The sequence below is a fragment of the Streptomyces sp. NPDC043878 genome (genome assembly GCF_056435735.1).
The window spans coordinates 12,525-36,686 of the sequence record NZ_JBWKDW010000032.1 but is presented as its reverse complement, the minus strand read 5'-3'; the positions used below and the strand labels follow the sequence as shown (position 1 = coordinate 36,686).

Here is a 24,162-nt window from a genome sequence, read left to right as displayed (position 1 = left end):
GGAACTCCCTTGTTCCGCTGGGTTACTTGACGGCGATCGGGTTGACGGGCGAGCCGACGGCGCCCGTGATGGGCAGGGGGGCGGCGGTGAGCCAGAACTCGTACACGCCGTCGGCCGCGCAGTCGTCGGCGAGCGCGTCGAGGTCCCACATCTCGCCGATGAGCAGCCCCATGTTGGGGATCGCCACCTGGTGCAGGGGCTGGAAGGCGTGCTCGAACTCGTTGGGGCGGACCTCGAAGCCCCAGGTGTCGGTGGCGATCGCGGCGATCTCGGTGCGGTGCAGCCAGCCGGCGGCGGTGAAGGAGAGCCCCGGAGCCGCCCCGCCCGCGTAGTCGCCCCAGCCTTCCCGGCGCACCCGTGTGAGCTGTCCGGTCCGTACGACCACGAGGTCCCCCCGGCCCACCGGCACCCCGTGGGCCTCGGCGGTCGCGGTGAGGTGCTCCTCGGTGATCGCGAACCCGTCGGGCAGTTCACCTCCCTCGCCGACGACCCGGCCCACGTCCAGCAGCACTCCGCGCCCGGCGACGTGCGGCGCCATGTGCTCGATGCCGGTCACCAGGTCGCCGTCGGAGGTGACGACCCGCTGGGCGTCCCGGCCGTTCCACGCCTTGCCGTGGTCGAAGATGTGCCCGAGCCCGTCCCACTGGGTGGAGCACTGCAGCGGCATGGCGATCACGTCGTCGGCGCCGCCGATCCCGTGTGGGAAGCCCTGGTTGCCGAGCGCGGCGTCGGTACCCGTGTCGAGCATGGTGTGCACCGGGTTGGTGCGCCGCCGCCAGCCCTTCTGCGGTCCGTCCATGTCGAACCGCTGGGAGAGGGAGAAACTCGCGCCGCGCCTGACGAGCCCGGCGCCCTCACGGCGTTTGGCCTCGTCGAGGAAGTTGAGGGTGCCGAGGACGTCGTCGGCACCCCAGCGGCCCCAGTTGGAGTACGCCTTGGCGGCCTCGGCGATCGCGCCCTCGGGATCGTGCCGGTCGACGGTCACGGCGCCTCCGCCACACATCGGGTGCGCTGGGCGCCGAGTCCGGTGACGGAACCCTCCATGACGTCGCCGTCGCGCAGCAGCCGGCCCCAGTGCATGCCGTTGCCGGCGGGGCTTCCCGTCAGCACCAGGTCGCCGGGCAGCAGTCGGGCGCTCTGCGAGGCGTACGACACCATCCGGGCGACGGAGAAGATCATGTCCCTGGTGGACTCGTCCTGCATGGTCTCGCCGTTGAGCTTCAGCGTGAGGCGCAGGTCGCCGGGGTCCGCGATCGACTCGGCGGGCACGATCCACGGACCCAGCGGGGTGAATCCCGGGGCGTTCTTGCTGCGCAGCCAGTCGGTGCCGATCTGCGGCATGTCCCGGCGGAAGACGGTGGCGCGGTCGGTGAGGTCGTTGGCGACCGTGTACCCGGCGACGTACTCCAGCGCGTTCGTCGCGGGGACCCGGTGGGCCGGACGACCGATGACGGCCGCCAACTCCAGCTCCCAGTCGGGCTGTTGGGCCCAGGCGGGCAGGACGACGTCGTCGTAGGGGCCGGTGATGGCGCTCGGCAGCCCGAGGAACACGTACGGCAGGTCCTGCGCGGCACGCCGGTCCATGAGCTCGGCGGCCTCCGCCCGGCGCTCCTCGTCCGGCCGGTCGTCGCCCGGCGCGCGGTGGGCCACATGCAGATCGATCACGTGCCGGCGGTAGTTGGCGCCCGACTGGAACACCTGACGCGGCTCGACGGGCGCGTGGACACGCAGTTCCGCGAGCGGCCGGCGGCCCTGGCCCGAGTCGGACGCCAGGGCGCGCAGCCGCGGCAGGGCCGTCGCCCACTGCTCCAGCAGACCGCGGACGGTGAGCCGCTCGTCGCCGAACGCGGCACACAGATCGAGGGTGAGGCCGTCCGGAGTGACCAGAGCGGGGTAGGCGGGCCCGTCCGGGGCCGAGACGGTGCCGAGGGCGAAGGGTCCGGCGAAGAGCGCGGACGCGGGGTCAGGTGTCACGGACATGTCCTCCTGATTGCGGTGTGACTAATCTGGACCCCGCACCCGTGATCAGGGAAATCGATTCTGTGGATGATCGGCATCCACCGCGTCGATCCCGGCGGCCGGATGCCCGTACCGCAAGGAGAGTGCCGTGAACCTGGCCCGCCTGGACCTCAACCTCGTCGTCGCCCTGCGCGCCCTGCTGGAGGAGCGCAACGTCACCCGTGCCGGTCAACGCGTCGGTCTCAGTCAGCCCGCCATGAGTGCCGCCCTCGCCCGTCTGCGCCGCCACTTCGACGACGACCTCCTCGCCCGGGTCGGTGGCCACTACGAACTGACCGCCCTCGGACAGGTGCTCCTCGACCGCACCTCCACCGCGTACGACGTGCTGGAACGCCTCTTCGCCAGCCAGGCCGACTTCGACCCGGCCCGCGAGAGCCGCGAGTTCAAGCTGGTGGCGTCCGACTACGCCGTGGCGGTCTTCGGCACCGAACTCGCCCGCGTCATCCACGAGGAGGCACCCGGCATCCGGCTGCGCTTCACCCAGACCCCGCCGACCGTGACCGACGACACCGCCACGCTGCTGAGCGCCACCGACGGCCTGTTCATGCCCCACGGCGTCGTCAGCGACTTCCCCGCCACCGACCTCTACGACGACCGCTGGGTCTTCCTCGTCGCCGACGACCACCCGAGCGTCGACGACCGGCTCACCCGCCAGGACCTGGCCCGCCTGCCGTGGGTCACCTACCAGCGCACCTACGACGCACCCGCCGTACGCCAGCTCGGCATGCTCGGCATCGAACCGCGCGTCGAGGTCTCCGCCGACAGCTTCCAGGTGCTGCCCCTGCTGGTCGCCGGCACCCGGCGGATCGCCCTTGTGCAGGCACGTCTGGCCCGGCTGCTCGCGCCGATCGCCGCGGTCCGCGCGGTGGAGCCGCCCTACGAGGCGGTGCCGCTGCGGGAGGCGATGTGGTGGCATCCCGTGCACACACACGACGCGGCCCACATCTGGCTGCGGGAGACAGCCGCCCGGGTGGGAGCCCGGCTGCCCCAGGAGCACCGCGCGTGAAGGCCCCGGCGGGAGCGTCATCGGGCCGCGCGCCGAAGCCGCCGACGGCACCGGTGAAGGCCCCGGGGGGAGCGTCATCGGGCCGCGCGCCGAAGCCGCCGACGGCACCATTCACCCGCTGGATCGGCGCCATCCGAAACGCGGATCGCCCAGGGGCTGGGCAGGCCGGTACGCACCCCGCATAGTCGTGGCACGTCACCGTGCCCGCTGCGTCGGTGTCCCCCCGCACGCCGACGCCCGCAGGCGGCCGTTCCGTCCGTCCGCCACCGGCGCCCCTCTCCCCGTCCCGCGTCCTGGAGTGCTGCCATGCCCGCTTCCGCTGCCCTGCCCGCCCGCGGCCGCCAGGACGCCCCGGCCGTCGCAGGCAGGCTGCCCGCCGTCCTGCTGATGGCCGGCAGTTGCCTGCCGATTCTCGGCGCCGTCCTGATCGCGCCCGTGCTGCCCCGCATGCAGGACCACTTCGCCGGCGTGAGCGGCAGCGCGGCCCTCGTCCCGCTCGTCCTCGCGGTCCCCGCCCTGTCCCTGGCCGCGCTCGCGCCGTTCGCCGGTGTCCTCGTCGACCGCCTGGGCCGCAAGCGCCTCCTGGTCGCCGCCACGGTGCTGTACGCCCTGTTCGGTACCGCCCCGCTGTGGCTGTCGTCGCTGTACGGCATCGTCTTCAGCCGGGTCCTGGTGGGTGCCGCCGAGGCGGCGATCATGACCTGCTGCACCACGTTGATCGGCGACTACTACTCCGGGCGGGTCCGCGACCGGTACCTCGCCCTGCAGACCATGTGCGCGTCGGCGTCGGCCACGGTGTTCTTCGTCGTCGGCGGCGCCCTGGGATCGGTCGGCTGGCGCGCACCGTTCTGGCTGTACGCGGTCGGCCTGCTGCTGGCCCCCGCCATGGCCCGGGCCCTGCCGTCCCCGGCCCCGCCCGCCGCCACCGGGACGGTGACGGCACCCGCGGAGGCCGACGTACGGCCCTTTCCGGTACGGCGCATGCTGGGCATCTGCCTGCTGACCGTCTTCGGCGCGCTCGTCTTCTACACCGTGCCCGTGGAGATGGCGTACCTCATGGACGACCTGGGCGAGAAGTCCACCGGCGTGGTCGGCGCCGTCACCGCTGTCGCCAGCGCGTCCACCATGCTGGGGTCCGTCCTCTTCACCCGGCTCGCCGGCGCCCCGCGCCGCGTCCTGCCCGCCCCGTTCCTGCTGTGCGGCGCGGGGTTCCTGCTGATGAGCGTGTCCGACCACCTGCCCCTGCTCATCGTCGGAGCGGTGGTCAACTGCGTCGGTACGGGGCTGTTGTTGCCCTCGCTGCTGACGCTGGCGCTGTCCCGCCTCGACTTCGCCGACCGGGGACGCGGCACCGGTCTGTGGACGGCGGCGTTCTTCCTCGGCGAGTTCGCCTGTCCGCTGGTCCTCCTGGCCGCCAAGGGTGCCCTGGGCACACTGGCCTCGGCCGTCGGACTGCTCGGCGTGCTCACCGTGATGATGTCGGCCGCACTGCTGCCGGCCGCGCGCCGCACCCCCGCGACGCTGCCACGACCTGCGGCCGACCAGCTCTGACGGACCGCCGCCGACACTCCGCTGCGCCCGTGGCCGACGGCGTTCGGCGGGCACGGCGTCGTCGGGCCGATGGCACGGGCCGGGCGCCGGCCGCCTCGTCGTGCGGCGGCCGGGGCCGACAGGGGTCGCGTCGTCGGCGGTCCCGTCGTCGGGCGGCGATCCCGGCCGGGTGCCGGTCGCGTCCTCCTCCGCGGTCAGGCCACGGCCATGTCCCTGGTGGCCGCGCTCGCCCTCGGCGCTGCGCGGTCGCCACACCGGGCAGGGGACGCCCGCCTCCGCGGCGGGCGACGCCCGCCTCCACGACCGAGCAGGACGTTCACGACAGCCAGGACCCGAGAAGCCGATTGACCGTCCTGTCCGACGGCTGCCTCGACGGTGACCCCGAGGTGCACCGGATGCTCACGGAGAAGATCTTCCTCCGGCGGGCCGACGTCGTCACGACGGACGAGGGTCAAGACGTCGGCGTGCGGCGGGTCACGGTCGGGCGATCGGGTCAAGACCGTCGGCGTGCAGCGGGTCACGGTCGGGCGATCGGGGCAACTCGGCTGTGCGACCGTCGAGTTGGCCACCCCGGTCGGTGCCCTCGGTGATCGGACGGTGGTCCTGACATTCTGAGCGGCATGGCGACACTCAACGGAGCCCCCGTTTCCCCCGACGACCTGCTGTCCCTGGCCCTGGTCAACGTCGGCCACTTCACGTCCATGCGCGTCGACGACGGCAGCGTCCGCGGCCTGCCGCTGCACATGGAGCGCCTCGCGAAGGACTGCGAGGCCGTGTGGGGTGCCGACCTGGACACCGGACGTGTCCGCGACTTCGTCCGCCAGGCCCTGGACGGACGGACACAGCCGTGCGTCGTCCGCGTGACCGTCTACGACCCCGAGGTCGACCTGGCTCACCCCGCGGACGCGAGGCACCCGCAGGTTCTGGTGACCGTGCGCGGTGCCGGCTCGATGCCTCCGGCTCCGCTGCGGGCCAGGAGCATGCCGTACGAACGAGACCTGCCCGAGGTCAAGCACGTCGGCCTCTTCGGGGCCCTGCACACCCGGCGCAGCGCCCAACTGGCCGGATTCGACGACGCCCTCTTCGTCGGACGCGAGGGACTCGTCAGCGAAGGCGGCACCTGGAACGCCGGATTCGTCGACCACGACGGCATGGTCGTGTGGCCGCAGGCTCCCGTACTGCCCGGAGTCACCATGGCGCTGCTCCAGCAGCGCGCCGAACACCGGATCGCCACCGTCACCCTGGAACAGGCCAAGGGCATGGCAGCCGCCTTCGCGACGAACTCGAGTGTCGGCGTGCGGGCCATCGCCGCGATCGACGACACCGAACTGGCCACCGACCACCCGGTGTTGGACCGGCTGCGCGAGGTCTACCTGTCCGTCCCCGGCGAGAGGCCGTAGAGCGCGGTCGCCCCGAACCTGCGGGGTGCCGGCACTGAGGCTGGAAAGCAGTAGCCGGCGTTGGAAGAACGACAACCAACTCCGGTAGGAGTCCTGACGGGTTTTCGGTTGACGCTGATGCGACATTCTCACGGCGCGCGGAGCGTCCACAGACGACCGGGCGGTCCGTGTGGCCCCTTGCCCTGGTTGCCCTGGTTCGCGACGGCGCCCTCCATCAAATCTAGCGCCGCTAGACAAGCGAGCGCCAGTAGAACTAGCATTGCGTCAGATTCTAGCGTCGCTAGGAAACCCTTGGAGGGGACATGCGGGACGTACTGGCAGTGGTCACGGTCGTCGTGGTCGGGGTCATGGTGGGGGTGGAGTTCGCGGTGGCGGTGTTCGTCAACCCGATCCTGGATCGGCTCCCGAACGACGGCGGACTCGGCGCCCGCAGCGACGGAGCGCGCGTCCTCGGCAGGGTCATGCCGTTCTGGTACGTCGGCTCCGTCGTCCTGGGCGCGGTGTGGAGCGCGGTGGGCTGGGGTGACGCCGGCGCGCCGCTCGTCACCGCGGGCACAGTCCTGCTCGTGCTCAGCGTGGTCCTGTCCGTGCTGCTGCTCGTGCCGATCAACTCGCGCGTGGCGACCTGGTCGCGCGAGGGGGCGCCCGCGGACTGGAAGGCCCAGGTGGGTCGGTGGGACCGGTTCCATCATGTTCGTGTGGGCGTCATCGTGCTCGCCTTCACGCTGTTCACCGCCGCCCTCGTCTGAGCAGGGCGGTCACAGCCCAGGGGTGTTCTCGGGTGTCGCGGCCGACGAGGCCGGTGGCACGCTGCGGTTCCGCGCGGCGCGCTCCGCCCGGGAGGCAGCGGGGGACCGGTCGCACCCGGGCCCGGACTGCTGTCTCCGGGCGCGGTCCAGCGGCTCCAGCAGGATCGGCCTCGCGGGACTCGGAGTGACGCGGCACGTCGGACTTGGCCAGGCCCACGCCGGCTCAGCTCGTTGAGACCGCCCCCCGGTCTTTTGATGTCCCGCTCAAGGTCCTACGGCAGGCGAGGAGTTCGCTCCGTCACGGTTCTCGCCGTGCGCCCGGGAGCCCGTCGATCATCAGGCCGAGGGTGAAGTCGAAGCGGTCGTGGACCGTTCCGGCGGTGAGCTCGGCGGCGTAGCGCTTGGTGTGCGGGAAGGTGTCGGGCAGCGCGGCGAACCGGCGCAGGAGTTCCTCGCGGCTGACCACCCAGCCGTCGTCGCTCCTGGTCAGCCGCCGGTTCGCCAGGGAGACTTCGAGGCTGTAGGCGTTGACGTAGAGCGTCAGGGAGTCGATCGCATACGCCGCCGCCTGCGGGTCGATGCCGCCGGCGAGCAGGATGGCGAGCATTCCCTCGCCGACGCGCAGCGTGTCCCGATTGGACGGGGCGGCGGCGAAGGCCGCCCGGGAGATGCCGGGATACCGCAGGTACTGGTCGCGCAGCCGGGTGCAGACGTCGATGATCTGCTGCCGCCACACGGCCGGGTCCGGCTCGGGCAGGTCGACCTGGGCGCACAGGTTGCCGATGAGCAGTTCGTCCAGGTCCTCCTTGTTGACCACGTGGGCGTACAGCGAGGACGGTCCCGTCTCCAGTGCGGTGGCCACGCGCCGCATCGTCAGGGCCTCGTATCCCTCGTGCTCCACGATGTGGAACGCGGTGCTGACGATGGCGTCGACCGTGATCGGCTTCTTGCGCCCGCCTGACGGGCCGCGCCGGGCCGCGGGCGCGTGCGAGCCGGTGTCGAGCTGGTGGCGTGCCGCGCGCCGTTGCTCCGGAGTCGGTGACATGGGGGCAGTCTAGCAATCGGCGAACAGTGTTCTAGGTCACTAAGAACAGTGTTCGTATTGTTCGGAGCGCCGTTCAGTTGTAGAACAGTGTTCGTGTCTACTGTCCAGCGCCCCACTCCGGCGCCCATTCCCTCCACCCTCCCGCTGCGCACCGCATGGCTCGTCCTGGCCGTCGTGGTCCTGGCCGACCTCATGGATCTGATCGACTCCAGCATCGCCAACCTCGCCGGCCCGTCCATCCGCGCCGACCTGGGCGGCGGCCAGGTGACCGTGCAGTGGGTGCTGAGCGCCTACACCGCCGCCTTCGCGCTCGGCCTCGTCACCTCGGGACGCCTCGGTGACCTGCTCGGCCGCCGACGGCTGTTCCTGCTCGGCATGACCGGCTTCACCCTGGCCTCGCTGGCCTGCGGTCTCGCGCCCGGCACGGTCTTCCTGATCGTCGCCCGCACCCTGCAGGGCCTGTGCGGATCGGTCATGATCCCGCAGGGCCTGGCCCTGGTGAAGGTCGTGTTCCCACCCCAGCACCTGCGCAAGGCGCTGACCCCCGTGGGCCCGCTGATGGGCCTGACCATGGTGGCCGGCCCCATCCTGGCCGGCTGGCTGCTCCACCTGGACCTGTTCGGCAGCCAGTGGCGCTCCATCTTCCTGATCAACGTCCCGTTCGGCATCGTCGCCACCGCACTCGGCCTGCGCGTCCTGCCCCGCCACGGCGGGGAGGACCGGGCCGCCCGTCTCGACCTCACCGGCATCGGCCTGCTCACCGCCGCCTCGGCCCTCCTCGTCATCCCGCTCATCCAGGGACGCGACCTCGGCTGGCCCGCCTGGACCTACGTCATGATGGCCGCCTCGGTCGTCCTCTTCGCCCTGTTCGTCGTCTCCCAGCGGCACAGCGAACACCCGGTCGTCACACCGTCGTTGCTGCGCAAACGCAGCTTCGTCGTCGGACTGGTGATCGTCGCCGGGTTCTACGCCTCACTCAGCGCGTTCGTCCTCGTCGTCAACCTCCTGCTGCAGCAGGGCATGCACTGGTCGCCGCTGCACACGGGCCTCGCGCTGATCCCGTGGGCCCTCGGTACCGCCGTCGCCGTTCTGCTCGCGGGCGCCGTACTCGCCGAGAAGCTTGGCCGTGCCACCCTGCACCTCGGGCTGTCCATCGCCGTCGTCGGCCTGCTGGCCCTGTGGTGGTCCGTCGCCCACTGGGGCGACGACATCACCATCGGGAGACTCGCGCCCGCGCTGCTGCTCACCGGCTTCGGCTCGGGGCTGGTGTTCGTCCCGCTGGTCGACTTCATCATCGGCGATGCCACCGCCGAGGAGGTCGGCACCGGCGCGGGTCTGCTCAACGCCGTCCAGCAGTTCGCCGGCGCCATCGGCGTCGCCGCCCTCGGAACGCTTTTCCTCGCCCGGGTCGGGCACCCGTCAGCCCACTCCTACCTCGCCGCGGCGGAACTGGTCTTCGGCATCGTCGCGGGCCTGAACCTCCTGACCCTGCTGCTCGTGGGCCTGCTGCCCAAGCATGCCCAACAGGCGCATGGCTGAGCCCGTGCGCCCTGGCACGCGCACGGGTCAGCCGGCCGCCCGACAGGCGCATGGTTGAGCCCGCGCGCCCTGGCACGCGCACAGGTCAGCCGGCCGCCCGACAGGCACACGGTCGAACCGCGCGCCCTGGCACGCGCACGGTTCAGCCGGCCGCCCGACAGGCACACGGTCGAACCGCACGCCCAGCGGGCCCGCGGCTGGGCCGCCCGCCCTCCGCCCTCGCTCGTGGTCACCGGGCCGGCCGGGCGCCCGCTGGTCCCACCATCGTCGACGACCCGCTCGCATCGTTTCCCCCCTACGCGGCAGATCTGGTGGGGCGGACACGCTGGCCGTTCATGTTGTCCGCGGTCGACCGATGGGGCGTGCCGCTGACATCGCCGCCGGGCCCGCCACCGGCAGGCGGCCCCTGACACCAGTCGCCCGGACGCGCACCTCTGCCTCACGGTGTGGAGCGTGCCGTGGACTCCGGTGACGTGAGCATCCGGATCGCGTCGCGCAGGCCGGAGGGACGCGGCAGTCCCGACTCCGGGCGCCGGCCCCAGCCGGGGCCACACAGGAGGACGAGACTCTGTGTCCGCGCGCCCCGCACTCCCCACCGCGTCGCGGCGATGTGCCGGGCCAGCGGAACACTGGCGGTGGACCGCGACTGCGACCACAGCACCACACCGGCCGGCCCCACACGCTGTACGGCGGCGAGCACCGCCTCGGCCGGGACCGCGCCCCCCAACATCAGGACGGGCAGACCGAGTTGTACCAGTGCGGCGCTGAGCGCCTCGATCGGCAGTGTGTGCTGCTCGCCCGGCAGACAGGCCAGCAGGACGGGCGCGGTGTCCGGGTGCCGTTCCCGCGCCGCCGACGCGACGTACACCTGCCGGAGCGTGGCGGAGATGTGCCAGGACAGGAGGTGCTCGACCTCCACGTACCGGTCGTCCGAGAACTCCCACTTGCGGCCGACCGCCCGCAGCGTGGGAACCATGATCTCCTCCCAGGCCACGATCAGCCCGAAGGCCCGGACCACGGCGGTGAGCTGCTGTTGGACAGCCTGGGCGTCCAGCCGGACCGCTGCTCGCGCGAGCCCCCTGCACTCCTGGTAGACGTCCCCGAGCGGCAGTCCGCTGCCGGAGTGCGACACCTGTTTCGCCGACGGCCGGGACGTCCGGCCCGGCGCAGCGGGGTCCGCCGGCTGCGGCGGGAGTGCCTGCACCGGTGTCCCGGCGCGAGCACGTCCCTTCGCGGCACGCGCGGCCTCGGCGGGCGGTACACCCGCGGCGGTGAGCCGGCACATCTCCTGCAGCATGGCGACGTCGTCCGGCGACCAGCGGCGGTGCCGGCCGTCCGCCCGCACGGCGGGCCCCAGCCCGTAGCGACGGTCCCAGGAGCGCAGTGTCGTGGGGGACACCCCTAGCTTGCGCGCCAGGAAGCCCGTCGTCACTCCCGCCGCGGCTGGTCCCCGAGGCTCGGGGGCGCTCAGGTCCATGGGGTCTGTCCGGCGGTCGGGGTGCGGGACGGCTCCTCACGCGGATGACGCCGAGCGAGGCGGCCGTACACCGGGAAACGGCAGGTCAGCACAGGCACTCGCCTCGATCTGGAAGCCGGGCGGGACCGGACGGTCGCCGTCGACAACCTTTCGGGAAGAGGCTGTCGAACGGATGCAGGGGCAGACGCCTGTGGACGGAACCCGACTCTCGCGTGTCCGCAGCGGGCGCGCATCCGGGGAGAGGCTTGCCGCCGAAGCGCGGGGCAACCGGTGAGGACTGACGTCGTAGGTACGCACCATGGGCCGTCGCAAGGCATCATCCGTCGCGTTCGCCGCCGCCTCGGCCGCGGGCCTGACGTTCGCGTGGCGCGCCGTGAAGCGGCCCGCGAGCCCGGCGGAGACGCCGCGGACGAGCGGCGGCGGTGACGGAGTTCGACGTCGAGCGGTATCTCGGCCGCTGGTGGCAGGACAGTGGAGCGACGCCCACCGGAGCCTTCGGCTGATCCGGTCGGCGCCGGCTGCCGGTGCCGACCGCGTTCCCGATACCGCGGGGGCCGCGCCGAAGTCACCCGCCGGGAGCGCAACCCTTCGCACGCTGAGAGGCGAAGAGAGGGCAGGGCGGTCGGCAATCGGCGCAGCCCGGGGGCGACTCCGGAAAGGAACGGCCATGCACCTCAGTGACGAGCTTCCCGTCGATCACAAACTGACCAGCGTGTACCGCTACGGCGCCGCGCTGTGCGGACTGATCCTGCTGGTCTTCGGCAGCCTCGGATTCGCCGACCGGTTGAGCCCGTTCGACACGGACGGCCAGCACCTGGCGGGCCTGTCGACCAACGGCGTACTGAGTCTCATCTCCGTGGTCGTCGGGCTCGCCCTCATCGGCGGGGCGATCGTGGGCGGCAACTTCGCCTCGACGCTCAACATGGTCGTCGGCACACTGTTCCTGCTGAGCGGCTTCGCCCACGTCTTCATCCTGGACCGGCCCGCCAACGTCCTCGACTTCGGCATGACCAACGTGATGTTCAGCTTCGTCATGGGGTTGGTCGTCCTGACCTTCGGCATGTACGGCCGGGTCTCCAGCAAGCTGTCCCACGACAACCCCTACTGGCGCCGCCGGCACGCCCGCGAGGCGGCCCGCGAGTCCCTCGCCCGCCGTCGGGCGCAGGCGCCCGCTCCCCTTCCCGCGGGTACCGCCCGTACGGCGCTCGGCTCCCCGCCAGGCGCCGCGCACACGCTCCCGCAGGAGTGACAGGAGTGACAGAGGTGAGGGGAGCGGTCTCGGCGCGACCGTGAGCTTCTCCGCCGCCGGTCGGGATGGCAGCTTCGCCGGCCGCCGGACGGGACGGCAGCCTGACCGGACTCGCGGCCTTCGGCCGGGAACGGCCCGTCGGCCGGATCACCGCACGAGCCGGAATCACCGCATGAGCCGGGTCACGGTATGAGCCGGGGCACCGCACGAGCCGGGTCACCTGAGCCGGGTCCCCCACCCGCCGCCGCGGAATGAGGGACCCGGAGGGGCGTACGGCCCCCGTCCCGGTGCAGGGGGACGGCGAGCTCAGCCCACTCTCGATTCCGCGCGGGGCAGGACATCGGATGCGGACCGGAGCGGCCGGGTCCCGTTCATCTGATCGCCCTTCGACCGGATCGAACGCGTCGATCTGCTATCCGATGCAGAGTCGATGCAAGTTGTCGCGTCGATTCGTCGGGACGCATGGTGAGAGCACCGCGATCGCTCCGAGCGAGCGGTAACCCGCAACCCGCGGGGGAGGCGCGGCCCGACGGTGGGTCGTCCGTTTCGGGAGACCGGGACGAACCCCGCCCGCACGAGGAGCAGTCACCATGACCGCACAGCAGTCCACCGGGCAGACCCTCGAGAACGTTCCGCTGTGGGCCCCCGCCGAGGAGTCCCTGGCCGACGAGGAACTCGCCGCGGGCTTCGTCGGGGACGACGAGGCCTGCCTGGCCGCCGTCTACCACCGCTGGGGCCCGCTGGTGTACTCCCTCGCGCGGCGCTCCCTCGGAGACGCCCGGGAGGCGGAGGACGTCACCCAACTCGTGTTCCTGGCGGCGTGGCGGGGCCGTGGCGGGTTCGCGCCGGAGCGCGGCGCCCTGTCCGCGTGGCTGGTCGGCATCACCCGCCGCAAGATCGCCGATGCCCTGTCCGCGCGAGCCCGCCGCGCCGAACTCGTGGCTGCCGCCGGCTCGAAGATGTCCGTCCGTGTCCAGGAGCCCGACTCCCAGCCGGACGCCGTCCTGGACCGTGTGCTCGTGGGCAACGAGCTGGCGAAACTCCCCGCCCCGCAGCGCCGCGTCCTCGGCCTGGCGTTCTACGACGACCTGACGCAGACCCAGATCGCGGAACTGACCGGCTGGCCCCTGGGCACGGTCAAGAGTCACGCCCGGCGGGGTCTGCACCGGCTCAGCCGCTACCTCCGGGAAGACGGCGTCGGCCGTCACCAGGCGTAATTCGATGCGCAAACGACTCAAGATTTCCGGAGTCGTCCAGTGGCTCGTCCGAGGGGTGTCGCGGGGCCGTTCGGGCCGTATGTTGTGCGGTCCTGCATCCGAAAGACCCGGCCGCGCCCGAAGTCCTGGTGAAAGCAGCGAAGCCCTGGTGGCAGCAGTGCACCCCTGAAACGGTGCCCGCGCGTCACCGGTCCGGGCGCGCGCTCGGCATCGACGACGCTCACGGCGGCGCGCCCGCTAGGCACGCGGAGAGGTAGCGCATGACCGAATCAACGGCGGCGGCTCACATCCCCGCCTCCGATCTCGCGCTCCACGCCCTCGACGGCCCCCGGACGCCCTGGCCGCCCGAAAGCGCCGGACACCTCCGCGACTGCGAGCCGTGCCGTGACCGGCTCGCCGTGTACGCGCACGTCGTCGACACGGGCCGGCACACCCGTCCCGGCGGGATGCTCGTACGGCCGGGCCCGCACGTCTGGGACGCGATCCGGAGCGAGTTGCGTGCCGAACGCGACCGCACGGCATCGGCAAGCGCCGGCCCCCCGCCACAGCCGTCCGTCCGCCCTCGCACCGGTGAAGGCGCCGAGAAGACGGTGCGTGGGACAGGACGGCCGGTCAGGGCGTTCCACCCCAAGGGCGCGATGCTCGACCTCATGCGCTCTCTCCGACGACTGACGGCCGCCGCGATCCGGTTCGTACGCCCACCCCGCTGACCACAACCGGCCACCACGGGCTACCGCTTGAGCCCGTCTACGGCGTCCCGACCTCGCTGGTCCCCCGCCTGCCTTGAGGATGGCGGCGGTCCAGGTGAGGAAACCCGTGAAGGCCGCGCCGTCGTCGAGGCAGAGGGCGGTGGTGCCGAAGTCCGCGATGGGGCACGGCTGCTGGACGGTTGTTCGAGCCAAACGCCGGACGCGCGAGCGGAGCGGCCCATAGGGTGCTTGCGGTTCCGGGCATCGGGACCGAACGCCCGTCACAGGAAGCCGAGTTGATGACCGTTCCCGCTCCCGTTCCGCCCCCTCCCACCTCCCCGCCCACGCCTCCCGCCGGCCGTCCCTCCGCCGGCTGGCGGGTGCCCCTCGTCGCGGCGGTCGTGGCCGGCTGCGCGGGAGTGGGCCTCGGCTGGCTGCTGTGGGCCGGCGGAGACAGCGGCGCGTCCGGTACCGGTCTGCGGAACGCCGGGGCCGACGCTGCCGCCGCCTGCCAGGTCTTCCGCCGCGTCCCGGAACTGAGTGCCGTCCTGGCCGATCCGAAACGCGACTTCGAGGCCCGCTACAACCGGGCCAGCGCCGCTGCCGCGCTGGCCCATGCCGCCGCCCGACTGGACGAACACTACAAGCCTTTGGACACCGCGCTACAGGACATCAGCCAGCGCCTGCAGACCTTCAACGTGAAGGGCGCCGCGGCAGTGGCCGCCCACAAGAAGGTGCAGACCCTCTGCACGACGTACGGCTGACCGAGCCGTCCGACGGTCGCTGTGCGACAACGGCAACACCGACCCCGGCGCGGTCCCGGCGTGTGCGTCGAGGCGGTCGGCACGGAGGCGCACAGCGACGACCCGATGCACCTGTCGAGCCAGGCCAAGCAGCAGCCGCGGCTGCAGACCGACCGCCCGACCGCCGCAAGCCAGGCCGTTCACGTCTGTCGCAAGGGCGGAACCGTCTTCGTCCTCGGCGTCTTCGCGGGGGCCGTCGACAAGCTCCCCCTCGGCGCCGTGATCCACCCGCGCGGGGCGCGCGGATACACGGGCAGCGGTGTACATCCCCATGCTGCTGGAACGCCTGGCGGCAGGTGACCTGTCGACCGCGCATCCGGCGACCCACACGGTGCCACTCGACGAGGCACCGAAGGCGTACGACCTGGTCACCCGCAAGACGGACGGCTGCGTACGCGCGGTCGTCCGCCCGTAGGCGTGGGCTGTCCCGCTTCCGGAGCGGGGCAGCCCCCACGGCTGCCCCGCCGGGGCTCGGCTACGGGGTGCTCCGGCTGATGACGAGGTCGATGACCGCGCGCAGGCCGCCACCGGCGAGAGCGGTGCGCTGCTGGTCGGCGCCGGTGCCCTCCTTGAGGAGCCGGTGCACCAGGCCCGCCACCTCCCGGCTGTCACCGGACGCTTCGAGCGCGGGTGCGACGTACTGGAGGAGCTGGTACAGCACGTCGCCGGCGCGGCGGCGGTGGCCGCTCGGGTCGACCAGGGTGTCGCTCAGGCCGTGGCGGGCCGCATGCCACATGCCGGCCCGCAGGAGTTCGGGCGCACAGTCCGGCACGGGCACCCCCGCCGACGCGTCCGCGAGGGCGGCGTCCACCAGGGCGCGGACGATCCCCGCGAACATGACGGCGTCGTCCACCCGCAGCTGTACGTCCGGACAGCGCACCTCGACGGTGGGGTAACGGTCCGAGAGGCGCGCCTGCCAGTACAGCTGTCCGGTGTCCGCGATCAGGCCGCAGTCGAGCAGGTGCTGCACCCGCCGGTCGTAGTCCGCGGCGTCCAGGAAGGCGGGCGGCATGCCGCCGACCGGCCAGCGGTTGAAGATCACCGTGCGCCAGTTGGCGAAGCCGGTGTCGTGCCCCTCCCACAGCGGGGAGTTGGCGGACATCGCGGTGAGCGTCGGCAGCCAGGCTCGCAGCCGGTTCAGTACCTGCACGCCCGCATCCCGGCTGGGGACCGCGACGTGCACGTGCATGCCGTTGACGAGTTGCTCCGCCACGAGTTGCGGGGCCTGCGCGAGCATGGCGCGGTAGCGGGCCTGGTCGGTGACGGGCACGGGACGCTGGTCCTGGCGGGGTGGTGTCGCGCAGGCCGCTATCCGGCATCCGTGGTTCTCGGCGGCCGCCCCGACCGCGTGCCGCAGGCGCAGCAGGTGCCCGCCGACCTCCCGCAGGCTCTCGCACACAGGGGTCACCACTTCGACCTGCGCCTGCAGCAGCTCGGACTGCACCTCCTGGTCGCCCGCCAGCTGTGCCACGCCCGCCGCGATGTGAATCTTCTCCGCCAACGGCACCGGAACGCCGCTCACGGGGTCGATCAGCAGATATTCCTCTTCCACGCCGATCGTGGTCATCGACCGCCCTCTGTTCCGCTCGCTGCCGTGATCCGGCTCGCGAGACATCTCGACGACCCGCACTACGGCGATCACCGCTGAGACGCACCGCGCCGGGCTGTGCGAGTTCCGCGGATGTTCCATTACAAACAGGACAGAACGGTGGAGTGGGCCGGGCAGTGGTGCGCCGCTGGGCAATCGTCGCCGGTGATCACCCCGAGCCTGGCCTCGCCGGTGAAGGTCGGCCGAGTGGTGTGCCGGGTGGAGTAGGGGTACCCGGCCGGCCGGAGAGCCTCGGCGGGGCCGTGAACCCGCTCCGGTTTGGGCTGGGCGGAGGGTCTGAACAGAACACCCGCCACTACATCCGCCAATGCGTGGACCTCAAGCGTCACGCCGCCTGCGCCTGCGCCTGCGCCTGCGCCTGCGTCATGCTCGCGGGCGCGGCGGGGTGGGCGCAGTGGTCAACCTGCTCGGCCGGTGAAGGTGAACCCCCCGGGGGGCAGCCCGGCGCACCGCCCCGGCCGGGCGCCGCTACGCGTCCACCTCGCGCAGGAAGTCCAGCACGATGCGCGAGAAAGCGTCGGGTTGCTCCATCGTCGTGTAGTGGCCGGCGTTCTCGAGCCGCGTGCTGCGGCCGACGGGGACGGCGTCCATCAGCGCGGTCACGGTCTGGAGGACGCCCGGCGCGTCCAGGGCGCCGTTGACGGCCAGGACCGGAACGGTGATGTCCCCGGCTCGGGCGGCCACGTCCTGGACCGGGACGCGGTGGTCCGGCTCGTCCGGGGTGTGCTTCATCAGCGTGCGCAGCGCCATCTCCCTTATGTGGGGCGCGATTTCGGGGGCGAGGTCGGCCAGGGTGCGGCTGGGGCCCGCGGCCCACTGGACGAAGGCGTCCGCCCAGCCGGCGATGTCACCGGCGGCGAGGGCGGCCGCCTGGGCGTGCTGGTGGGCCGCGGACCAGGGGTCGCTGAGGTCGGGCTCGCCGATCCCGCGGCCGCTGACGACCAGGGCGCGGACGAGCTCGGGGTGCTCGATCGCGGTGTCCACGGCGGTGAGCGCGCCCATCGAGATGCCGACCAGGGTCGAGGGCCCGGCGAGGTCGAGATGGCGCAGCAGGGCGGCCAGATCGTCGGTCGGACGGAACGGCCCGCTCGCGTTCGCGGAGAATCCGTGGCCGCGGGCGTCCGGGGCGATGACCCGGTGACCCCCGGCCACGAAGCGGGGGATCAGGTCGTCGAACTGGGTGTGGTCGGCGAAGCCGCTGTGCAGCAGCACCAGCGGACGGCCGTCACGCGGGCCGGTGTCGCGGTAGGCGAGCGGGCCGTCCTGCGATGCGAAGGTGTCGAACGCGGCGTCCGCGCCGACGGTACGGGAGGAGATCGAAGTCTCAGTCATGACAACCAAGGTGCCATGTTGCTGTCAGGATGGCAACCCAGGTGTCATGATGGGGGTGTGAACGAGACCCACCGCGACCTTTCGCCCGACGAACTGCCGGAACGGCTGATGGAGGTCTTCGCCCTCGTCGGACCGCTCTACCGCCGAGTCCAGCGCAGGATCGAGCAGGACGCCGCGCCGGGCCTCTCCGTCGGCGTGCGCGCTGTGCTCGATCTGCTGCGTGAGCACGGGCCGATGACCGTCCCGCAGATGGGGCGAGCCCAGTCCCTGAGCCGGCAGTTCGTCCAGCGGATGGTCAACGACGCCGCCGCGAGCAGGCTCGTGGAGAGCATCCCGAACCCCGCGCACCAGCGCTCGTCCCTGATCCGTCTGACCGACGACGGCCGCGCGGTGATCACCACCGTGAGCGCACGCGAACACGCCCTGCTGCGCCAGGCGAGCGGCAGCCTGACCGACGCGGATGTCACGGCCTGCGTCCGCGTGCTGAGCCGGATGCTGGAACTCTTCGACGATGTGGACATGTCGGACGTCGACCCACCCCGTTAGGGCGTGTACCAAGGCGTCGCGTCCGCCTCGCCGCACCAGGTCGAGCCCCCTCGGCGTGCCAAGGGTCTCGCCGCACCAGGTCGAGCCGCCTCGCCGCGCCAAGGGTCTCGCCGCACCAGGTCGAGCCGCCTCCCGCGCCAAGGTGCCGCCGCACCAGGTCGAGCCCCCTCGCCGTACCAGGTCGACCTCCCTCGCCGAAAACCGGTCGAGCCGCCGTACCGAGCTAGCCGATCATGTACCCGTGCCGCTCGCGGAGACCGTTGCCCGCACAGACGCCGACCTGGCCGCCGGCCGCGTTCCCATGGCGCGCCGACGTCTACGGGGACTGGTGTCGTCCTTCCCGAACGACCTGACGCTCCGTCGCCGCCTCGCCGAGGTGTACCGGCTGTACGGTGCTCGCGACGCCGGCGGTCTGGGTGAACGGACTGATCGCCCTCTTCGACCGGCCCCGAACGCCCGAGGCGCTCTGCCGCCGGTCGTGCTGTGTGGCCTTGCCCAAGTCTGGCTATATGCCCACCGTTTTGTGATCCCGCACTTGCCGACGCCTTGACGATCCGTTCCCTGCGCGTTCAACCGGCGGCCTGTGCCCGCGTTGTGTGCTGTCCCTAAGGTCCCAGGAGGTTGCGGAAGAAGGGACCCATGGACACACTCCTCGCAGTCCGCGCTCGTGGGATCACCAAGTGCTTCGGTGACGTCGTGGCGCTCGACGGCGTCGATCTGGATGTGACCCAGGGGCAGATCCACGGCCTGGCCGGGCCGAACGGCGCCGGGAAGACGACCTTGCTCGGCCTTCTGCTGGGCCTGGCCGTCGCCGACGGCGGACGTCTCGACATCCTGGGTACGCCGGTCGGGCGGGCGCTCGCCGCGCCCGAGGGGGTGGCCGGCTTCGTCGACGGACCCGGTCTCTATCCCTCGCTGACCGCCCGGCAGAACCTCGCCGCGCTGGCCGCTCTCCGGGGCCGCGACGCGCGGACGGCGGGAGTCGACGAGGTGCTCGACCAGGTCGGCCTCACCGACGTCGCCGACGACCGGGCCCGCGGCTTCTCCCTCGGCATGCGCCAGCGGCTCGGACTCGCGGCCGCCCTGCTCACCAGGCCCCGTCTGCTCGTGCTCGACGAGCCGTCCAACGGGCTCGACCCGGCCGGCAAACGACACGTCAACGGTGTCCTCACCCGGCTCGCGGCGGACGGGACCAGCGTCGTGCTCTCCAGCCACCGTATGGACGACCTCGAAACACTGTGCTCCGAGGTCACCATCGTCGCCGCCGGACGCGTCGTCTTCTCCGGCCCGCTGAGCAAGCTGGCCGCCGAGAACCGTGAACTCGACTACCGGCTGCGCACCTCCGACCCGCAGGCCGCCCGTGCGCTGGCCGACGACACGGCGGGCGTCCGCGTCCTCGCCGAAACCGGGCCGCCGCGCGACGCCGGTGTCCTCCTGGTGCGCACGCTCGTGCCCGCCCTCGACGACCTGGTGGTGCGGCTCGTGCGTGCGGGCATCGCGGTGCGTGAACTCGCCCCCGTCGTCTCGCCGTTGGAGGCCGCGTTCCTCGCCCTCACCGAGCGGCCGGACATCGGGCAGTACGACGACGAGCCGCCGGCCCCCGAACAGCTGGACGACGGGCCGCCGGGCCCCGAACAGCCCGACACCCAGCGGCCGGAGAACAAGCGGCGGGGGAACGGCAGATGACCGTGACCGTGTCCCACCCCGACCAGGACGTCGCCGCGGCGCGCCGCGTGTCGGTGGCGCGCTGCTACCGCTTCGAACTGGTCAAGCTGGTCTCCCAGTGGCGTGTCCGGCTGCTGGTGCTCGCCTGCTGGATCGTGCCGGGGCTCTTCGTCGCCGCGGTGAGCCGGCAGAGCACCCTGCCCTCCGACACCCTCTTCGGCCGCTGGATGCACGCCACGGGCTGGGCCGGACCGCTGGTGGTGCTCGGATTCGCCGGTACCTGGGCGCTGCCGCTGCTCACCTCGGTGGTCGCCGGCGACGTGTTCGCCGCCGAGGACCGGCTCGGCACCTGGCGCCACCTGCTCGTGGCGGTGCGCTCACCTCGGCGGATCTTCGCGGCGAAGGCGCTGGCCAGCCTCACCGTCATCCTGCTGCTCGTGGCCGGACTGGCCTGTTCCAGCGCGGCCGGCGGGGTCGCGGCCGTCGGCGACCAGCCGCTGGTCGGCCTCGACGGCCATCTGCTGACCCCCGCGGACGCCGCCGGCCGGGTCGTACTCGCCTGGGTGTGCGTCCTCGCCCCCACCCTGGCCCTCGCCGCGATCGGCCTCCTGGGGTCCGTCGTGCTGGGACGGTCCCCGATGGGGCTGCTGCTGCCCGCGCTCGTCGCGCTCGCCATGCAGCTCGCACAGATGCTGCCGCTGCCCGTGGCCGTACGCCTCGCCCTGCCCGGCTACGCCTTCATCGCCTGGAACGGACTGTTCACCAGCCCGGCACAGCGCGAACCCCTCCTGATCGGCATCGCCGTCAGCCTGGTGTGGGCCGCGGCCGTCACCGCGCTGGCGTATGTGCTGTTCCTGCGGCGGGACTTCACCAACCTCACCGGTGAAGGCAGCGGGCGCCGCGCGATCACCACCGGACTCGTGCCGCCGCTCGCGCTGCTCGCTCTCACCGTAGGGGTCGTCGCCGCGGCCACCCCGGCGACGGGTTCCGGCATCCGGCAGGACAAGGTCCAGAGGTCGGTCGCCACGACGTTCGCCCACCTCTACCGCCTGCAGACCAGCCGGCTCAACCGTCCCGACGTCACCGAGGCGCAGCTGCGGGTCACCGCGGCGTGCGACAAGGGCGACGGCCAGGTGACGGCCGAGGGCGCGGGCAACGACTGGCGTTGCGTCGTCACCTGGCATCTGCCCGGCGTCCAGGCCGCGGGGACGGCCGTCTACCAACTCGACATCACCTCGGACGGGCGGTTCGTCGCCGACGGTGACGGACCGAAGGAAGTGAACGGCTACTTCCTGGTGCGGACACCGACCGGCAACGCGCCCAACCCGCTGTGGCAGTTCGACAGCGACGTCGAACTGCTCTCCACCACCCGGAAGGGATAGCACCATGCAGGTAACGCGCCGTCGCCGGCGGGTCGAGAAGGAGCAGTTCGTCTTCCTCGGCAGACGCATCGGCCGCCGCACGACGCTGGTGACCGCGGGCATCACCGCCGTCGCCCTCGCCGCCACCGGCACCGCCTTCGCCCAGACCCACCAGTTCGGCACCCAGCAGGTCGGCCAGAGCACCGCCCAGGGCCAGGTCATCTCCAGCGACCAGTACATCGCCCCGTACGGTGACCGCCTCGTCATCAACAACGGCAAGATCATGTCGTCCTCGGTCAGCCCCGACGGCACCCACCTGGCGGCCTCGGTCACCGACGGCGGGCTGGCCCTGTCCGTCGTCGACCTGAAGACCTGGAAGGTGCAGCAGCTCGTCGGCAACTCCGCGTCGGCGGACCTGCGCATCAGCGGCAACGCCGTGGGCCAGGAAGGCCCCACGTACTCGCCCGACGGTTCACAGCTGTGGCTGGGCCAGACCGACGGCTACACCAGGTTCACCGTGAACGCCGACGGCAGCCTCGCCAACCCGACGACCGTGAGGATCCCGGCGGACGGGGCCAAGCACGCGCTGGTGGGGGAGGCCGTGTTCTCCGCCGACGGCTCCACCGTGTACTCCGCGGTCAACGGCCAGAACCGGGTGGTCGCCATCGACGCGGCGACCGGGACCGTCCAGCAGAGCTGGAGCGTCGGCAACGCCCCGCGTGACCTGGTCAAGGTCGGCACCAAGCTCTACGTCAGCAACGAGGGCGGGCGTCCGGCGAGGCCCGGCGACACCACGATCAACTCCTACAACACCCAGGTGCCGGCGAGCCCGGTGACCGCCGCCACCACCACGGGCACGGTCAGCGTCATCGACCTGGCGAACCCGGCCACCGCCGTCGCCAGCATCGACGTCGGTCTCCACCCGACCGCCCTGTACGCCAGGAAGGGGGCGGTGTTCGTCACCAACACCGCCACCAACGACGTGTCGGTCATCGACACCGCCCGCGACAAGGTCGTACAGACCATCGCCACCCGGCCGTGGCCGGAGGCGTCGGTGGGCTACGAACCCGACGCGGTCACGCTCACCGACGACGGACACCTGCTGGTGACGCTCGGCCGCGCCAACGCGGTCGCCGTCTACCGGTACACGGGCCCGCAGGAACCGGTCGGTTACGTCGGCCTGCTGCCGACGGACTACTTCCCCGCGGAGATCGCCACCGTCGGCGACACCGTGGTGGTGTCCAACACCCGCGGCATCGACGCCCGCCGCCCCACCACCAGCGCCGGGCACGCCACCCACGACACGACGTCGAGCGTTCAGCACTTCACGCTGCCGAGCGACCGCGCCATCAGGTCCCAGACCGCGAAGGTCTTCAAGCAGAACGGCTGGACCGGCGGCGCGGTCACCTCGGCGCGGGGCAGGAACAAGGGCAAGGCGAAACCGGTGCCGGTCCCGGCGCGGCTCGGCGACCCCTCCACGATCAAGCACGTCTTCCTCATCGTGAAGGAGAACCGGACCTACGACCAGGTCTTCGGTGACCTCCCGCAGGGCGACGGCGACCCGGCGCTGGCGGAGTTCGGCGAGAACGTGACACCCAACCAGCACGCGCTGGCCGAGCAGTTCGGCCTCTACGACAACACCTACGACATCGGCACGAACTCCGCCGAGGGCCACAACTGGCTGATGCAGGCCGACAATCCGGAGTACACCGAGTCCTCGGCCGGTGAGTACGCGCGCAGTTACGACACCGAGGACGACGCGCTCGGCCACCAGCGGACCGGCTTCCTGTGGACCGGCGCCCAGGCGGTGGGCAGGTCCGTGCGGGACTTCGGCGAGTTCCAGCAGTTCCTGACCAAGCCGGCCGGCGCGAGCTGGCAGAACCTGTACTGCGACGCCAAGAACATGGCCGCGACCGGGCAGGACACCGCCTACCCCCTCCACTCCTCCTCGCCGATCCCGTCGCTCAACGACGTGTCGGTGCCCGGCTTCCCGAAGTTCGACACCAGCGTCCCGGACGTCTACCGGTCCCAGATCTGGAAGCAGGACTTCGAGAGGAACGGACCGGCGAACCTGAACATGTTCTGGCTCTCCAGCGACCACACCGGCGGCCCGGCGAACGCGGCCGCCCAGGTCGCGGACAACGACCTCGCCACCGGACGGATCGTCGACGAGATCTCGCACAGCACGTACTGGAAGGACTCGGCGATCTTCGTGGTCGAGGACGACTCCCAGGCCGGCCTCGACCACGTCGACGGCCACCGTGCGCCGATCCAGATCATCAGCCCCTGGGCCCGGCACGGCGTCGTCGACAACCACTACTACTCGCAGATCACGCTGATCCGCACCATCGAGCAGATCCTCGGGATCCACCCGATGAACCAGAAGGACAGCGCGGCCAGCCCGATGAGTGCCGCGTTCACGCGGAAGGCGAACTTCACGCCGTTCACCGCGCTGCCCAACCGGACCTCGCTGACCGCGGGCCTGTCGACGCCGCCGGCCTGCGGCGTGGACACCCCGGCGCCGCAGGACCCGAAGGCGGCGGCCGCGCCGTCGGCGAAGGTGCCGAAGGACAAGCAGAACCTCGCCGCGAAGTGGGAGGCGTGGAAGACCCACCAGCGGCTGACCGGGCCGAACGCCGTGCCCGACTTCGCCAACCCCGCGCAGCTGAACCACTTCACCTGGTACCAGACGCACGACTGGGCGAAGCCGTACCCCGGTGAGAGCAGGATCTTCGCTCCGCAGGACGTGCCGGGCGCCTACATCCCGTCGTCGGAGTCCGACGGCTGACGCGGGTTCTCGGCGTGGGGGGGGGGGGGGGGGGGGGGGGGGGGGGGGGGGGGGGGGGGGGGGGGGGGGGGGGGGGGGGGGGGGGGGGGGCGGGGGGGGGGGGGGGGGTGCACGGTA

At 72.1% G+C, this 24,162-nt stretch carries 20 protein-coding genes and 2 pseudogenes; 16 read left to right on the top strand and 6 right to left on the bottom strand.

Going from position 1 to position 24,162, the window contains the following annotated elements:
* Positions 1–22: 22 nt before the first annotated feature.
* Both AC07AZ_RS33360 and AC07AZ_RS33355 read right to left on the bottom strand, forming a co-directional pair.
* Positions 23–985, bottom strand: a complete 963-nt coding sequence (locus tag AC07AZ_RS33360) for a cyclase family protein (protein WP_478854461.1) — start codon at positions 983–985, stop codon at positions 23–25.
* Positions 982–1,980, bottom strand: coding sequence for a fumarylacetoacetate hydrolase family protein (locus tag AC07AZ_RS33355; RefSeq protein ID WP_478854459.1), 999 nt, complete (start codon positions 1,978–1,980; stop codon positions 982–984). Before AC07AZ_RS33355 ends, AC07AZ_RS33360 begins: the two co-directional genes overlap by 4 nt.
* Positions 1,981–2,107: 127 nt before the next feature.
* On the opposite strand from AC07AZ_RS33355, the gene AC07AZ_RS33350 reads away from it, so the two are divergent.
* From AC07AZ_RS33350 to AC07AZ_RS33330, 5 genes and pseudogenes are all read left to right on the top strand, one after another.
* Positions 2,108–3,025, top strand: a complete 918-nt coding sequence (locus AC07AZ_RS33350) for a LysR family transcriptional regulator (RefSeq protein ID WP_478854457.1) — start codon at positions 2,108–2,110, stop codon at positions 3,023–3,025.
* A gap of 306 nt (positions 3,026–3,331) precedes the next feature.
* Entirely contained in the window at positions 3,332–4,576 is a 1,245-nt protein-coding gene (locus AC07AZ_RS33345; protein ID WP_478854455.1) for an MFS transporter, read from the top strand.
* 344 nt (positions 4,577–4,920) lie between these two features.
* Positions 4,921–5,025, top strand: a pseudogene (locus AC07AZ_RS33340) (cysteine hydrolase); the annotation flags it as partial.
* Positions 5,026–5,196: 171 nt separating this feature from the next.
* The gene (locus AC07AZ_RS33335) at positions 5,197–5,976 is read left to right on the top strand and encodes an aminotransferase class IV family protein (RefSeq protein WP_478854453.1); all 780 of its coding nucleotides are present in this window, start codon (positions 5,197–5,199) and stop codon (positions 5,974–5,976) included.
* A gap of 302 nt (positions 5,977–6,278) precedes the next feature.
* Positions 6,279–6,725, top strand: a complete 447-nt coding sequence (locus AC07AZ_RS33330; protein WP_478854451.1) for an anthrone oxygenase family protein — start codon at positions 6,279–6,281, stop codon at positions 6,723–6,725.
* Between the two features lie 298 nt (positions 6,726–7,023).
* On the opposite strand, the gene AC07AZ_RS33325 is transcribed toward AC07AZ_RS33330, so the two are convergent.
* Positions 7,024–7,770, bottom strand: coding sequence for a TetR/AcrR family transcriptional regulator (locus AC07AZ_RS33325; protein ID WP_478854449.1), 747 nt, complete (start codon positions 7,768–7,770; stop codon positions 7,024–7,026).
* Between the two features lie 93 nt (positions 7,771–7,863).
* On the opposite strand from AC07AZ_RS33325, the gene AC07AZ_RS33320 reads away from it, so the two are divergent.
* Complete coding sequence (locus AC07AZ_RS33320; protein WP_478854447.1) at positions 7,864–9,309, top strand: DHA2 family efflux MFS transporter permease subunit; 1,446 nt, start codon at positions 7,864–7,866, stop codon at positions 9,307–9,309.
* Positions 9,310–9,748: 439 nt separating this feature from the next.
* Here the strand turns inward: AC07AZ_RS33320 and AC07AZ_RS33315 are convergent, their stop codons facing one another.
* Positions 9,749–10,786, bottom strand: a complete 1,038-nt coding sequence (locus AC07AZ_RS33315; protein ID WP_478854445.1) for a MerR family transcriptional regulator — start codon at positions 10,784–10,786, stop codon at positions 9,749–9,751.
* A 667-nt stretch (positions 10,787–11,453) separates the two neighbouring features.
* Here AC07AZ_RS33315 and AC07AZ_RS33310 point away from each other — a divergent pair.
* The 5 genes from AC07AZ_RS33310 to AC07AZ_RS33290 all read left to right on the top strand — a co-directional run bounded on the left by AC07AZ_RS33310 (position 11,454) and on the right by AC07AZ_RS33290 (position 15,159).
* The gene (locus tag AC07AZ_RS33310) at positions 11,454–12,035 is read left to right on the top strand and encodes a DUF4383 domain-containing protein (RefSeq protein ID WP_478854443.1); all 582 of its coding nucleotides are present in this window, start codon (positions 11,454–11,456) and stop codon (positions 12,033–12,035) included.
* A 590-nt stretch (positions 12,036–12,625) separates the two neighbouring features.
* Entirely contained in the window at positions 12,626–13,252 is a 627-nt protein-coding gene (locus AC07AZ_RS33305) for a sigma-70 family RNA polymerase sigma factor (RefSeq protein WP_478854441.1), read from the top strand.
* 260 nt (positions 13,253–13,512) lie between these two features.
* A complete protein-coding gene (locus AC07AZ_RS33300) occupies positions 13,513–13,962 on the top strand; it encodes a hypothetical protein (RefSeq protein ID WP_478854439.1) in 450 nt (149 codons plus the stop codon).
* Between the two features lie 278 nt (positions 13,963–14,240).
* Positions 14,241–14,705: a hypothetical protein gene (locus AC07AZ_RS33295; RefSeq protein ID WP_478854438.1), complete on the top strand. Its 465-nt coding sequence runs from the start codon at positions 14,241–14,243 to the stop codon at positions 14,703–14,705.
* A gap of 298 nt (positions 14,706–15,003) precedes the next feature.
* Entirely contained in the window at positions 15,004–15,159 is a 156-nt protein-coding gene (locus tag AC07AZ_RS33290; RefSeq protein ID WP_478854437.1) for a hypothetical protein, read from the top strand.
* A 60-nt stretch (positions 15,160–15,219) separates the two neighbouring features.
* Here the strand turns inward: AC07AZ_RS33290 and AC07AZ_RS33285 are convergent, their stop codons facing one another.
* Both AC07AZ_RS33285 and AC07AZ_RS33280 read right to left on the bottom strand, forming a co-directional pair.
* Positions 15,220–16,311 carry a carboxylate-amine ligase gene (locus AC07AZ_RS33285; protein ID WP_478854436.1) on the bottom strand — a complete coding sequence of 364 codons (1,092 nt, stop codon included), beginning with the start codon at positions 16,309–16,311 and terminating at the stop codon, positions 15,220–15,222.
* Between the two features lie 510 nt (positions 16,312–16,821).
* Positions 16,822–17,685, bottom strand: a complete 864-nt coding sequence (locus tag AC07AZ_RS33280; protein WP_478854434.1) for an alpha/beta fold hydrolase — start codon at positions 17,683–17,685, stop codon at positions 16,822–16,824.
* A 108-nt stretch (positions 17,686–17,793) separates the two neighbouring features.
* On the opposite strand from AC07AZ_RS33280, the gene AC07AZ_RS33275 reads away from it, so the two are divergent.
* From AC07AZ_RS33275 to AC07AZ_RS33255, 5 genes and pseudogenes are all read left to right on the top strand, one after another.
* On the top strand, positions 17,794–18,231 hold the full coding sequence (locus tag AC07AZ_RS33275; protein WP_478854527.1) for a MarR family winged helix-turn-helix transcriptional regulator: 438 nt from the start codon (positions 17,794–17,796) through the stop codon (positions 18,229–18,231).
* A gap of 241 nt (positions 18,232–18,472) precedes the next feature.
* Positions 18,473–18,640 (top strand): annotated as a pseudogene (locus tag AC07AZ_RS33270) (DUF6584 family protein); the annotation flags it as partial.
* 230 nt (positions 18,641–18,870) lie between these two features.
* The gene (locus tag AC07AZ_RS33265) at positions 18,871–19,917 is read left to right on the top strand and encodes an ABC transporter ATP-binding protein (protein WP_478854432.1); all 1,047 of its coding nucleotides are present in this window, start codon (positions 18,871–18,873) and stop codon (positions 19,915–19,917) included.
* The gene (locus AC07AZ_RS33260; RefSeq protein ID WP_478854430.1) at positions 19,914–21,278 is read left to right on the top strand and encodes an ABC transporter permease; all 1,365 of its coding nucleotides are present in this window, start codon (positions 19,914–19,916) and stop codon (positions 21,276–21,278) included. The genes AC07AZ_RS33265 and AC07AZ_RS33260 overlap by 4 nt, the downstream gene beginning before the upstream one ends.
* A 4-nt stretch (positions 21,279–21,282) precedes the next feature.
* Positions 21,283–24,045: an alkaline phosphatase family protein gene (locus AC07AZ_RS33255; protein WP_478854428.1), complete on the top strand. Its 2,763-nt coding sequence runs from the start codon at positions 21,283–21,285 to the stop codon at positions 24,043–24,045.
* Positions 24,046–24,162 lie beyond the last annotated feature (117 nt).